Genomic DNA, 12729 nt, shown 5'->3' with positions numbered 1-12729 from the left:
ATTGACACTGGGGGAGATGTGCCGACCAACGGTCGGCACCCACCGGGGCGGCGAGCATGTAGAGCCGAGCCTATGCTCGGCTGCTGTTTGCAGGCCGCGCGGTAAGCACGGAGCCGAGCATGGGCTCGGCTCTACAGCTGTGCCAACCAAGGTTGGCACCCATCAGTTGCAGTGGTCGGCACACACCAGCGTCAGCGCGCGGCGATCGTGTCGCTGTGCTTGAGGCTGCAGCTGGCCAGCGCGTCGTTACCTGCCGCTGGATGGGCCGGTTCCAGCAGCAGGCGCTGCACGTCAGAAAACAGTTCATCCACCGGCATGCCGTAGGGCGCGAACAGGCGCAGGCGGCCCTGGCGGTCGAACACGTAGCCACCGGCGATGTGGCTCACGGTGTAGGTATCCGGTACCTGGCCGGGCTCTTTTTCGTAGAACGCCTTGAAGTCACTGGCCATCGTGGCCAGCTGCGCTTCGTTGCCGACCAGCGCGATCGCCTTGGGGTCGAACGCTTCCACATAGGTGCGGGCGACTTCGGGCGTGTCGCGTGCGGGATCGACGCTGACGAACGCCACCTGCAGCTGGTCGGCATCCTTGCCCATCAGGTGCTTCACCTGGCTCAGCTCGACCATGGTGGTCGGGCACACATCCGGGCAGCTGGTGAAGCCGAAGAACAGGTAGGTCACCTGCCCCTGCAGGTCCTTCGGGCCACGCACGGTGCCGTGGCTGTCGGGCATCGACCAGTGCTGGGCAAGTTCTTCGCAGGCGATGTCCCTGGAATAGAAGTCCATGCGCGACTGCGCGCTGCAGCCGGCCAGCAGGCCGGTGGCCAGGCCTGCCAGCAGCGGCAGACGGAAACGGGGAGAGAACAACGAACGGACAACAGCAGCAGGACGCTTCACGGGTACCACCAACGCAGATGCGGGCGGGGTCTCGGTCAGGCCTGCCCTTGTGGGGAAAGAAGGCTGAGGTGCCGGGGTGATCGTGCGGTCCATGCCGATCACCCCGGCCACGATCAGTTGATCATCATGTGGTAGTGCATGCTCCAGATGATCCAGACCGACAGTGCGACGACGATGAACAGGATCACCAGGGTGAATACGAAGCTGGCCAGGTTCCAGCCACCTTCGGATTTGCGGTCCATGTGCAGGAAATAGACCAGCTGCACCAGGATCTGCGCCACCGCGAAGCCGACCAGCAGGAACAGCGTGAGCGGCCGCGACAGCACCGGGTTCATCACCAGCGCGAACGGCACCACGGTCAGCAGCGCACACAGCACGAAGCCGATCAGGTAGGACTTGGTGGAGCCGTGCGCATTGCCGGCGCGCGAAGTTTCGACGTGGGCCATGTCAGAAGGCTCCGATCAGGTAGACGAAGGTGAAGACGCAGATCCACACCAGGTCCAGGAAGTGCCAGAACAGGCTCAGGCACGAAACGCGGGTGATGTTGGTCGGGGTCAGGCCACGGCGGTAGACCTGGTGCATGACCACGGCCATCCAGATCAGGCCACTGGCCACGTGCAGGCCGTGGGTGGCGACCAGCGCGAAGAATGCCGACAGGTAGGCACTGGTGCTCGGGCCGGCACCTTCGTGGATCAGGTGCGAGAACTCATAGATCTCCATGCCGATGAACGAGGCACCGAGCACGAAGGTCACGCCCAGCCAGCGCAGCACCGCCGAGGCATCGTGGCGATGCATCGCCAGCACGGCCTGGCCGTAGGTGATGCTGGACACCAGCAGCAGGAAGGTCTCGGCCATCACGAACGGCAGCGAGAACAGGTCCTTGCCGGTGGGGCCGCCGGCGTAGGCGGTGCTGAGCACCGCATACGAGGCGAACAGCGAACCGAACAGCACCAGGTCGGACATGAGGTAGACCCACATGCCGAACACCTTCATGCCGCCCTGCTCGTGGGCGTGGTCGTGCGCGTGGTGGTCCTCGTGCGCCTGGGTGTCGCTGGCCAGCTCGGGGCGGGTCAACAGGTTCATGCGCGTACCTCCTTCAGCTTGGCCAGGTTGGCCGCTTCGGTGCGCGCCACCTCTTCGGAACTGACGTAGTAGTCCACGTCCTCGTCGTAGGACCGCACGATCAGGGTCACGATCATCGCGATGAAGCTGGCCGCGGCCATCCACCAGATGTGCCAGACCAGGGCGAAGCACAGCACCAGGATCCAGATGTTGAGGATCAGCGGCACGCCGGTGTTCTTCGGCATGTGGATCGGCGCGTACGTCTTCGGCGGCGGCGGCAGGCCACGCTTCTTCGCTTCGTGGAAGGCGTCCAGCTCATCGGCCTTGGGCACCACGGCGAAGTTGTAGAACGGCGGCGGCGACGGCGTGGCCCATTCCAGCGTGCGTGCATTCCACGGGTCGCCGGTCAGGTCCAGGTTGCGCTTGCGGTCGCGCACGCTCACGTAGATCTGCACCAGCATCAGGATGATGCCCGCGAACACGAACAGCGCGCCGATGAAGGCGGCGATCAGGTACGGCGTCCACGCCGGGTTGTCGTACTGGTTCATGCGGCGGGTCATGCCCATGAAGCCCAGCATGTACAGCGGCATGAAGGCCAGGTAGAAGCCGATTACCCAGCAGGCGAACGACCACTTGCCCATGCGCTCGTTGAGGGTGAAGCCGAACACCTTCGGGAACCAGTAGGCGAAGCCGGCCAGGTAACCGAACAGCGCGCCGCCGATGATGGTGTTGTGGAAGTGCGCGACCAGGAACAGGCTGTTGTGCAGCAGGAAGTCCGCGCCCGGGATGGCCAGCAGCACGCCGGTCATGCCACCGATGGTGAAGGTGACCAGGAAGGCGATGGTCCACAGCATCGGCACGCTGAACTCCACGCGGCCACCGTACATGGTGAACAACCAGGTGAAGATCTTCACGCCGGTGGGAATGGCGATGATCATCGTCATGATGCCGAAGAAGGCATTGACGCTGGCACCGGAACCCATGGTGAAGAAGTGGTGCAGCCAGACGATGAACGACAGGATGCCGATCGCCAGCGTGGCGCCGACCATCGACTTGTAGCCGAACAGCTTCTTGCGCGCGAACGTGGCGGTCACTTCGGAGAAGATGCCGAACGCCGGCAGCACCAGGATGTACACCTCCGGATGGCCCCAGGCCCACACCAGGTTCACGTACATCATCGGGTTGCCACCCAATGTGTTGGTGTAGAAGTTGAAGTCCAGGTAGCGGTCCAGGGTGAGCGCACCCAGTGCCACGGTCAGGATCGGGAAGGCGGCGATGATGATCACGCTGGTGACCAGCACGGTCCAGGTGAACACCGGCATCTTCATCAGGGTCATGCCCGGCGCACGCATGCGCAGGATGGTGATGAACAGGTTGACGCCGGTCAGCAAGGTGCCGATACCGGATGCCTGCAAGGCCCAGATGTAGTAATCAACACCCACGCCTGGACTGAACTCGATGCCCGACAGCGGCGGATAGGCCACCCAGCCGGTCATGGCGAATTCGCCGACGCCCAGCGAGATCATCATCAGCGCGGCGCCGACCACGAAGATCCAGAAGCTGAAGGCGTTGAGGAACGGGAACGCCATGTCGCGCGCGCCGATCTGCAGCGGCACGATGATGTTCATCAGGCCGACCACGAACGGGGTGGCCACGAAGAAGATCATGATCACGCCGTGCGCGGTGAAGATCTGGTCGTAGTGCTCCGGCGGCAGGAAACCGTCACTGCCCGGCCCGGCCGCGGCCAGCTGCGCGCGCATCATCAGCGCGTCGGCGAAGCCGCGCACCAGCATGACCAGCGCCACCACCACGTACATGATGCCGATCTTCTTGTGGTCCACGGTGGTGAACCAGTCACGCCACAGCGGGCCCCACAGCTTGAAGTACGTCACCGCGCCGAGCAGCGCGATGCCACCCAGCACCATGGCCGCCAATGTGACCACGACGATCGGCTCGTGCAGCGGCACGGCCTCCCACGTCAATTTACCCAACATGTTCGTTACTCCTGGGAAACCTGGGCACCACCGGCAGCGCCCGCCGGGGTAGCAGCAGCGGTGTTCTCACCGACGCCGATGAACTGGTCGATGACCTTCTTGAACAGCAGCGGTTCAACACTGGAGAAGTGCTGCACCGGTGCGTTCTTCGACGGCGCGGCGAGCCCCTTGAACTGCGTGAAGCTGAGCGCGTCGGGCGCGCTGCGCACCTCGGCCACCCAGCGATCGAAGTCTTCGTTGCTGCTGGCAGTGGCGATGAACTTCATGTTCGAGAAGCCATGCCCGCTGTAGTTGCCGGACATGCCACGGAACTGGCCGGGCTCGTTGGCGATCAGGTGCAGCTGCGTGCGCATGCCGGCCATCGCGTAGATCTGCCCACCCAGCTGCGGGATGAAGAAGGTATTCATCGTCGAGTTGGAGGTGATGTTGAACGCCAGCGGGCGGTTGGCCGGGAAGTTGAGCTGGTTGACCGTGGCGATGCCCAGGTCCGGGTACACGAACACCCATTTCCAGTCGGTGGCGATCACGTCCACGTGCAGCGGTTCGCCGGCCACGTCCAGCGGCTTGTACGGGTCCAGTTCGTGGGTCGACTTCCACACGATCACCGCCAGGCCGGCAATGATCAGCAGCGGCACGCCCCAGACCACGATCTCCACCTTGGTGGAGTGCGACCAGTCCGGCGTGTATTTCGCCTTGGTGTTGCCGGCACGGAAGCGCCAGGCGAACACGAAGGTCAGTACGATGGCCGGTATCACCACGATCAGCATCAGGCCGATGCAGATCAGGATCAGGTCGCGCTGGGCGAGCCCGACCATGCCCTTCGAATCCAGCAGCACCCAGTCACAGCCCGACAGGCCGACGCAGGCCAGGGCGACCAGCGCCAGGCGGATGCGGTTCCAGCAGATATTCATTGGAGGTCAACCCTGTTGAAGAAGCGCGCTTGATCGGCTCGCCTGCGCGCAGCGCCCGGGCGTGGAGCGGCTACACTGTGGGTACGAGGTCGCCTACAAGAGGGCGAACCACTCCAATCAAGCCCATACAAGATACATAATTGTATGGACTTGTGCACCTGCACGTATGGAAAAACCTGACCGATGACACCACCTGCCGCCGGCCGCCGCCTGAAACACCCCAATCGCACCTGGGTTCGCCCCTTCCGCGAGGGCGCCGGCCCGCTGTACCTGCAGATCGCCCAGCAGGTGCGCGAGGCGGTGGATGACGGCGTGCTGCGCCCGGGCGACCGGCTGCCGCCGCAGCGCGACCTGGCCCAGCAGGTGGGCGTGGACCTGACCACGGTTACCCGGGCCTTTGCCGAACTGCGCCAGGCCGGCCTGCTCGACGCGCAGGGCGCCGGCGGCACCTTCATCGCGCTGTCGGCCGGCAACCGCAGCACCTCGGTGGACCTGAGCATGAACATCCCGCCGCTGCTGGGCAGCGCGCCGTTCGCGCAGGGCATGGAGGCCGGCTTCCAGCACGTAGGGCAGCAGCTGGGCCAGGGTGAACTGATGAGCTACCACGTCGGCGCCGGTACCCGCGAGGACCGCGCCGCCGCGGTGCAGTGGCTGGCGCCGATGCTGGGCACGGTGGGCGCCGACCAGGTGGTGATCTGCCCCGGCGCGCAGACCGCGCTGTGCGCGCTGATCCTGGCCCGCACACAGCCGGGCGAACTGATCGCCGCCGAACAGCTGACCTACCCGGGCCTGCTGGCCGCCTCGCGCGTGCTGCAGCGGGGCGTGGTGCCGGTAGCGATGGACGCCGAAGGCATGTTGCCCGATGCGCTGGAAGAAGCCTGCCAGGTGCGCCCTCCGCGCCTGCTCTACCTGGTGCCGACCATCCAGAATCCAACCACGGCAACGATGTCGGCACAACGCCGGCAGGCTCTGCTGGCCGTCGCCAAGCGCCACGATCTGACCGTGATCGAAGACGATCCCTACTGGTTGCTGGCTGGGGACGCCGCGCCGCCGCTGGCCGCGCATCGCGACGCCGGCTGCCCTGTCTACTACATCTCCACCCTGTCCAAGTGCCTGGCCCCGGGCCTGCGCACCGCTTACCTGGTGGTGCCGGCCGGCGAGCCGATGGAGCCGGTGCTGGACGCCCTGCGCGCGATCGCCCTGATGCCGACCCAGTCGATGGTGGCGGTGGCTTCACAGTGGATCCGCAGCGGCCAGGCCCAGGACATGGTGCAGCGCTTCCAGCAGGAGCTGCGCGAGCGCCAGGCGATTGCCGCGCAGTACCTGCCGTCCCGTGCCCAGGCGCACCCGGCCGGCCTGCACGTGTGGCTGCCGCTACCGCTACGGCTGGACCAGTACCGGCTGATCCAGGCCGCACAGGAACAAGGCCTGGGCATCGCCAGCTCCGATGCCTTCAGCGTGGAAGAGCCGCCGCCGGGCAACGCGATCCGCCTGTCGCTGGGCGGTGCGGTTGACCAGGGCGCGCTGGCCGGAGCGTTGTCCAAGCTGAACGAGATCCTGTCTGAAGCGCCCGAGGCCCGGCACAGCGCCATCGTCTGAGTCGTCGACGTGGCGCGATATCCATACAAGATGATATTTTGTATGCAATGTATGGATGAAGGGACGTGCGTCAATGCGCACCGAGAAAGTGAAATTCCACGTGGTGATGGCCGGTTGCGGTGGCTTTGTCGTGCTGATGCTGGCCGCGCTGGCCTGGGTCTGCCTGCAGCCGCAGACCGTGGATGTGCAGGCGGCCGAACGCCATGCCATCGAGCAGTGCGTGCAGCGCAGCGAGGATCCGTCGCGTAGCGAGATCCAGCGCCGTGCGCAGGCCGATTCCTGCCGCGAGATGCGCAAGCAGTACGAGCACAAGTTCGGCGGGGACGCGTCCTGATGGGCGCAGCCGCGCCGCGTCGCCGCTGGCTGCTGCCGACGATGATCGCCCTCGCCTGCCTGTTCATGGCCGGCGTGGCGGCTGCGCTGTGGCAGTACTTCGGCTACAGCGCGCAGTCCACGTTCACCGAACAGGCCATCGTCTTCGACGACTCGCAGCTGCGCCTGCCGGCCGATCTGGCCGGAGATACGGGCCGCATCCGCGTGGTGCATTTCTGGGACCCGGCCTGCGGGGTGTGCAACCGCGAGACCGGTGCGCACCTGAGCTACCTGATCAGCATGTACCGCCGCGCCGGCATCGACTTCTATGCGATCCGCCGCCCGGGCACGCAGGGCGAGCTGCCCGAGCCGTTGCGCAGCAAGGTGATCAACCTGCCGACCATCGACGGCATCGAGAACATCCCGGCCAGCCCTGCCGTGGCGATCTGGGACCGGCACGGCCATCTGGCCTACGCAGGGCCGTACAGCATCGGCATGGTCTGCAACTCGGCCAACAGTTTCGTCGAACCGCTGCTGGACAGACTGGTGCGTGGTGAAACCGTGCGCCCCAAAGGACTGCTTGCCGTGGGCTGCTACTGCCCGTGGCAGGCCAAGCGCTGAGGACGCGCAATGACATCACTGGCTCTGGGTGGCGCGACCGCCGCAAACAACAACGGCGGTCACCTGTCCGAACCGACCGATGGTTATGGACAGGCGCCCGCCGTTGGACGCAACGATACGCCCCGACATGCTCCGTACATGCCGCGACCGGATGTCGCAGCGCGCGAGTGGGTGCAGGACGTGCTCGCGCACAGCGGTCCGATCTACCTGCGCATCGTCAATTCGCTGGAGCGCACGGTGCGCCGTGGTGGTCTGGCACCCGGACAGCGCCTGCCCTCGCAGCGCGCGTTGGCGCAGCAGCTGGGCATCGACCTGACCACGGTCACCCGCGCCTTCGATGAAGCACGCAAGCGTGGCCTGATCGAAGCGCGTGGACCACAGGGCAGCTTCATCGCACCGCCCAAGGCCGGCTTCGACCAGGTGGTGGACCTGAGCATGAACGTGCCGCCGGTGCCCGATGCCGACGCGCTGGCGGAGACGCTGCGTCGCGGCGCCGCCGCCGTGCTTGCGCGCAGCAACGCACCGAACCTGATGACCTATCACCTGGGGGGCGGCAACCCCACTGATCGCCATGCCGCGGCGCGCTGGCTGCAGCCGATGCTGGGCGCCGTGGATGACAACTGCCTGCTGCTGACCGAAGGCGCGCAGGTGGCGCTGGCCGCGATCCTGGTCAGCCAGGGCCGCGATGGCGATGCGATCCTGTGCGATGCGCTGGTCTATCCGGGCCTGCTGCAGGCCGCAGCGGCGCTGGGGCGTCGGCTGCTGCCGGTGGACGGCGACGAACACGGCATGTGCCCCGAGGCGCTGGCGCGGCAGGCACGCGACAGCGGCGCGCGGCTGGTGTATCTCAACCCCACCTGCCAGAACCCGACCGCGCTTACCCTGCCCCTGCAGCGGCGCGAGGCGCTGGCGCGGGTGCTGGAACGCGAAGGCCTGCTGGCGATCGAGGATGATCCGTACTGGCACCTTGCCGAGGACGCGCCAACGCCGCTGGCGACACTGGCGCCGCGCCATGTGTTCTACGTGGCGACGCTGTCGAAGGTGATCAGCCCCGGCCTGCGCACTGCCTTCGTGCACTGCCCGAGTGCCGCACGCGCCGAGGCGATGACGGCCGCGCTGCGGGCAACGCGGTTGATGGGCCATCCGCTGGTGTCGGCGCTGGCCAGCCAGCTGCTGCTGGATGGCTCGGCGCAATCGTTGCTGGCGCAGGTGCGCAGCGAAGCACGCGAGCGCGTGCGCATGGCACGCTATCTGCTGGCACCGTCGCTGCTGCAGCGTGCCGAAGGCCTGCATGCCTGGTGCCGGATACCGGCGCCGTGGACCGACGCGACCCTGGTTCGCACTGCGCAGCTGCAGGGCTTGGCGATTGCGCCGTCATCGGCGTTCTGCCCGCCCGGCGTGTCGCACCCGAATGGGGTGCGCCTGTCACTGGGGCTGGCAGCCGACCGCAGGCAGCTGGAAAGCGCGTTGCGACGGATTGACCGATTGCTGTTGTCGGATGCGTTGCCGGCCATCGAACGGTAGGTGGAGAGCATCCACGCAGGGCGTGGATCTACGCGATCCGCTTCGGTAGATGCCAACCTTGGTTGGCACCTACCGAAGCAGGGTCAGGCCAAGACGGAAAGGGCCTGCACCAGCGCGTCCATCTGTGCTGGCCGGGTGAACACCGACGGCGTCACCCGTACACAGGCACCCGATTCCAGGCCATCGCGGTACGTGGTGAAAATCCGATGTTCATCCACCAGACGCTTCTGCAGTGCCTGGTTCTGTTCCACCGAGGTGTGGCCGCGCAGGCGGAAACTGGCCAATGCACTGGCCAGCGCCGGATCCGGCGAGGACAGCACTTCGATGTGCGTCATCTGCCGCGCGGGTACGGTCCAGCGCTCGCGCAGGTAGCGCAGGCGCGCCTGCTTGTTGGCCACGCCGATGCGCTGGTGCAATGCGATCGCCTCCGGCAGCGCCAGATAGGCGGCGAAGTTGACCGTGCCGGTGTGCACGCGGCTGCCGACACGGCCATCGTCGGCCTCGCCCATGTACGGGTCGAGGTCCGCCACACGTCCCCTGCGTACGTACATCGCGCCGACACCAACCGGCGCGCCGATCCACTTGTGCAGATTGATGCCGACGAAATCAGACTTCAGCTGCGGCACCGCGTAGTCGATCTGGCCGAACCCGTGCGCGGCATCGACGATCACCTCGATACCGCGCGCACGTGCACGTTCGGCAATCGCGGCCACCGGCAGCACCAGCCCGTGGCGATGGCTGACCTGGGTCAACAACACCAGCTTCAGGCGTGGCAACCGCGCGAACGCAGTCTCGTAGACCTGCAGAATCTGCGCGTGGTCCGGCACCGCCGGCAGCGCGATGCGCTCCACCTGCACGCCACGGCGCTGCTGCAGCCAGCGCATCGCACCGATCATGCTGTCGTAGTCGATGTCCGCATACAGCACCTGGTCGCCGGGCTGCAGGCGGTTGTAGCCACCGATCAGCGCCAGCATCGCCTCGGTGGCGCCCCGCGTCAGCGCGATCTCATCCGCACCCACGCCCAGCAGCTCGGCCACCTGCCGCTGTACTGCCATGTACTGCGCCGGGAATTCACGGCGGCCGTACCAGGCGTTGCCACGGTTCACGTCAGCGGTGTGGCGCTGGTAACTGGCCAGCGTCTCAAGCCCCATCGCGCCCCAGTAGCCGTTCTCCAGATGGTTCACTTCGTCGGTGATGTCGAACTGGCTGGCCACGGTGGCCCAGTAGTTTTCATCGCGGGCCAGCACGTCCGGCGCCACGGTCGTTGCGGGAATCTCCATCGGCGCAGCGTAACGCGTGGCAGCCATGGCTGGCAGTGAAGACAGTGCCACTGCGGCCGGCAGCAATGCACCGGCGCGCAACAGGGAGCGACGACAAGCGTCCATCAGAAGGTGAGCCGGTACTGCGCGTACAGGTTGGCACCGTCGGTGTCGTACGGCGCGTTGCGCGAGTAGACCAGGCCACGGCTGGCCTGGAACGTGGCCTCATCCGGGTAGCGATCGAACACGTTGTCGGCACCCACGCGCAGGCTGTGGTGCTCGTTGATGCGATAGCCAACAGCCAGGTCGAGGAAGCTCATCGCACCGAAGCGCTGGTAGATGTCGCCCACTGCATTGCCGCTGGAATCGGTCCAGGCGCCGTAGTAGCGCATGCGCACCATCAGCGACCAGGCGCCGACGTCCCAGCTGCCGGTGAGGCTGCCCTTGTGCTCGGGCAGGCGGTCCTCGAACAGCACGCGCTGGGTTTCGTTGGTGGCCACCGAGGTGCTGCCGTTGTCCACACGGGTGCGGTTGTAGTTGTAGGCCAGGGTCAGCGTCATGCGGCCGGCGCCGAGATCGCGCAGGTAGTTGCCGACCACGTCCACGCCGGTGGTGGTGGTATCGAAGTCGTTGGTGAAGTAGTTCACCGAGGTGTAGCCCAGTGGGTTGGGCGTACCGGCCGGAATGGCGAAGCTGGCCGACTGGCTGAAGCGGTCGGTGAGCTTGATCTGGTAGACATCCACCGAGCCGGACAGGCCCAGATCGCTGCGCCAGGTCAGGCCCAGCGAGGCGGTGCGCGATTCTTCGGGCTTCAACGGCTTCGCCCCAAGCAGCTGCGCCAGCGGATCGTTCGGCGACAGGCGGCCACTGGTGAAGATCTGCAGCGTGCGCGTGTCCAGGCCCTGGCTGGTGCTGGTGGTGTTGAGCTGCGCCGGCGTCGGTGCGCGGAAGCCGGTCGACACGGTGCCGCGCAGGGCCACGTCCGGGGTGATCGCAAAGCGCGCCGACAGCTTGCCATCCAGCGTGCTGCCGAAGCTGGAGAAGTCCTCGTAGCGGCTGGCCGCGCCGATGCTCCAACGCTCGCCCAGCGGCACTTCCATGTCCACGTAGGCGGCCTTGCTGCGCTGGCTCCACTGCCCGGCCTGACTGGCCGAGAAGCCCGGTGCGCCATTGGAATTGGCCTCCAGGCCCGCCACGGCGCCCGGACCCACCGCATACGAGGCCGGATCACCGGCACGCACCTTGTAGGTCTCCTGGCGGAACTCGCCACCAAAGGCGACGTTGATCGGCTTGGACAGCGCGGCCACGTCCCATTCGTAGTTGAAGTCGGCGTTGGCGTTCTTCTCGGTCTGGGTCAGGCGGCCGAGGTCGAACGCGGTCGGGCTGGCCGGACCCAACGAGGCATTGATCGAGTTCTTCAGGTTGTAGTCGATGGCGTTGCGACCATACGAAGCACTGACATCCCAGCGCAGCTTCGGCGTGATCTCGCCACGCAGGCCGCCGACCAGCTGCAGATCGTTCTGCACGTTGCCGTACTGCGGGCTGAAGCCGACCGGGTACAGCGAACGCAGGTTCCAGCCCGGGAAGATCGACGTGGTGCGGTAGGCACCGGTGGTGGTGTCCGGGTTGCGCCAGTTGAAATCGCTGACGCCATCACTGTGGCTGTAAAGTCCGAACGCGTACAGCTCCAGCGCCTCGCTGGCGTTGGCCTTCACGTTGAAGCCGACGCGGCGGCTTTCCAGGTCCGGCTGGCCCCAGCGCTGCACCGGGTTGGGCACGTCCAGCTCCGGATGGGCCGCTTGGAAGGCGATGGCATCCGGGCGCTGGCGGGTACGCGACGTGGCATCGGAATTGAACGACTCGGCGAACAGCACCAGGCTGCCATAGTCGCCCAGCGACCAGCCGGTGCGCGCACTGAAGTTGCGCGAGGCACCGTCGCCCTGTGCGTACTGCGAGTAACCGGCGGTGATCTCGGTGCCCGGGCCGTCTTCGAGAATGATGTTGATGACGCCGGCGATGGCATCCGAGCCGTACTGCGCGGACGCACCATCACGCAGTACCTCGATGCGCTTGATTGCACTGGTCGGAATCTGCGCCAGGTCGGCGGCCTGCGCGCCACGGTTGCCGAGCAGCGCGCTGCGGTGGAAGCGGCGGCCGTTGACCAGCACCAGGGTCTGGTCCGGCGACAGGCCACGCAGGGTGGCCGGGCGCACGAACACCTGGCCATCGGCCATCGGCAGGCGCTGCACCACGAACGACGGCACCAGCTGGGCCAGCACGTCCTTCAGGTCGGTGGATTCAACGGACGTGATGTCTTCCTTGGTGAACACGTCCACCGGTGCCAGCGTTTCGAACTGGGTACGGTTGGACGCGCGGGTGCCGGTGACCAGCATCGCATCGAGCTGGGTGGGCATGGCGCGGCTGCCGCTGCTGGCATCGACCGCATCGGCCTCCGCTGCGATCGCGCCTCCTGCGCCGGCCATGGAAAGGGCAAGGAGGATGGAACGCGAAAGCTTCGAACGATGCACGGCAGGGCTCCGGGAGAACGCGACAG

Annotated in this window: 11 protein-coding genes; 4 read left to right on the top strand and 7 right to left on the bottom strand. The window is 66.4% G+C overall.

Annotated elements, in window-relative coordinates:
- Positions 1-191 precede the first annotated feature (191 nt).
- The 5 genes from AC5P8Z_RS10095 to cyoA all read right to left on the bottom strand — a co-directional run bounded on the left by AC5P8Z_RS10095 (position 192) and on the right by cyoA (position 4860).
- Positions 192-863 carry an SCO family protein gene (locus tag AC5P8Z_RS10095; protein ID WP_495229170.1) on the bottom strand — a complete coding sequence of 224 codons (672 nt, stop codon included), beginning with the start codon at positions 861-863 and terminating at the stop codon, positions 192-194.
- Between the two features lie 143 nt (positions 864-1006).
- Positions 1007-1339, bottom strand: a complete 333-nt coding sequence (gene cyoD, locus AC5P8Z_RS10090) for a cytochrome o ubiquinol oxidase subunit IV (RefSeq protein ID WP_006399830.1) — start codon at positions 1337-1339, stop codon at positions 1007-1009.
- A 1-nt stretch (position 1340) separates the two neighbouring features.
- Positions 1341-1976 carry a cytochrome o ubiquinol oxidase subunit III gene (cyoC, locus tag AC5P8Z_RS10085; protein ID WP_286070244.1) on the bottom strand — a complete coding sequence of 212 codons (636 nt, stop codon included), beginning with the start codon at positions 1974-1976 and terminating at the stop codon, positions 1341-1343.
- On the bottom strand, positions 1973-3949 hold the full coding sequence (gene cyoB, locus AC5P8Z_RS10080) for a cytochrome o ubiquinol oxidase subunit I (protein ID WP_495228971.1): 1977 nt from the start codon (positions 3947-3949) through the stop codon (positions 1973-1975). The genes cyoC and cyoB overlap by 4 nt, the downstream gene beginning before the upstream one ends.
- Positions 3950-3954: 5 nt before the next feature.
- A complete protein-coding gene (cyoA, locus tag AC5P8Z_RS10075; RefSeq protein WP_286070246.1) occupies positions 3955-4860 on the bottom strand; it encodes a ubiquinol oxidase subunit II in 906 nt (301 codons plus the stop codon).
- 183 nt (positions 4861-5043) lie between these two features.
- Here cyoA and AC5P8Z_RS10070 point away from each other — a divergent pair, with 183 nt between their 5' ends.
- The 4 genes from AC5P8Z_RS10070 (at position 5044) to AC5P8Z_RS10055 (ending at position 8916) form a co-directional block, all read left to right on the top strand.
- Positions 5044-6459 carry an aminotransferase-like domain-containing protein gene (locus AC5P8Z_RS10070; RefSeq protein ID WP_286070247.1) on the top strand — a complete coding sequence of 472 codons (1416 nt, stop codon included), beginning with the start codon at positions 5044-5046 and terminating at the stop codon, positions 6457-6459.
- Positions 6460-6532: 73 nt separating this feature from the next.
- Positions 6533-6793, top strand: coding sequence for a hypothetical protein (locus AC5P8Z_RS10065; RefSeq protein WP_286070248.1), 261 nt, complete (start codon positions 6533-6535; stop codon positions 6791-6793).
- Positions 6793-7392, top strand: a complete 600-nt coding sequence (locus tag AC5P8Z_RS10060; protein WP_286070249.1) for a DUF6436 domain-containing protein — start codon at positions 6793-6795, stop codon at positions 7390-7392. The genes AC5P8Z_RS10065 and AC5P8Z_RS10060 overlap by 1 nt, the downstream gene beginning before the upstream one ends.
- Before the next feature lie 9 nt (positions 7393-7401).
- A complete protein-coding gene (locus AC5P8Z_RS10055) occupies positions 7402-8916 on the top strand; it encodes an aminotransferase-like domain-containing protein (protein ID WP_286070250.1) in 1515 nt (504 codons plus the stop codon).
- Positions 8917-8999: 83 nt separating this feature from the next.
- Here the strand turns inward: AC5P8Z_RS10055 and AC5P8Z_RS10050 are convergent, their stop codons facing one another.
- Both AC5P8Z_RS10050 and AC5P8Z_RS10045 read right to left on the bottom strand, forming a co-directional pair.
- Positions 9000-10301: an aminotransferase class V-fold PLP-dependent enzyme gene (locus AC5P8Z_RS10050; protein WP_286070251.1), complete on the bottom strand. Its 1302-nt coding sequence runs from the start codon at positions 10299-10301 to the stop codon at positions 9000-9002.
- Entirely contained in the window at positions 10301-12703 is a 2403-nt protein-coding gene (locus tag AC5P8Z_RS10045) for a TonB-dependent receptor plug domain-containing protein (RefSeq protein ID WP_286070252.1), read from the bottom strand. The genes AC5P8Z_RS10050 and AC5P8Z_RS10045 overlap by 1 nt, the downstream gene beginning before the upstream one ends.
- Positions 12704-12729 lie beyond the last annotated feature (26 nt).

The organism is Stenotrophomonas sp. YJH_SMC_17, from assembly GCF_059371655.1.
Note: the sequence above shows the minus strand (reverse complement) of the source record. Positions and strands in the feature narration are given on the sequence as shown.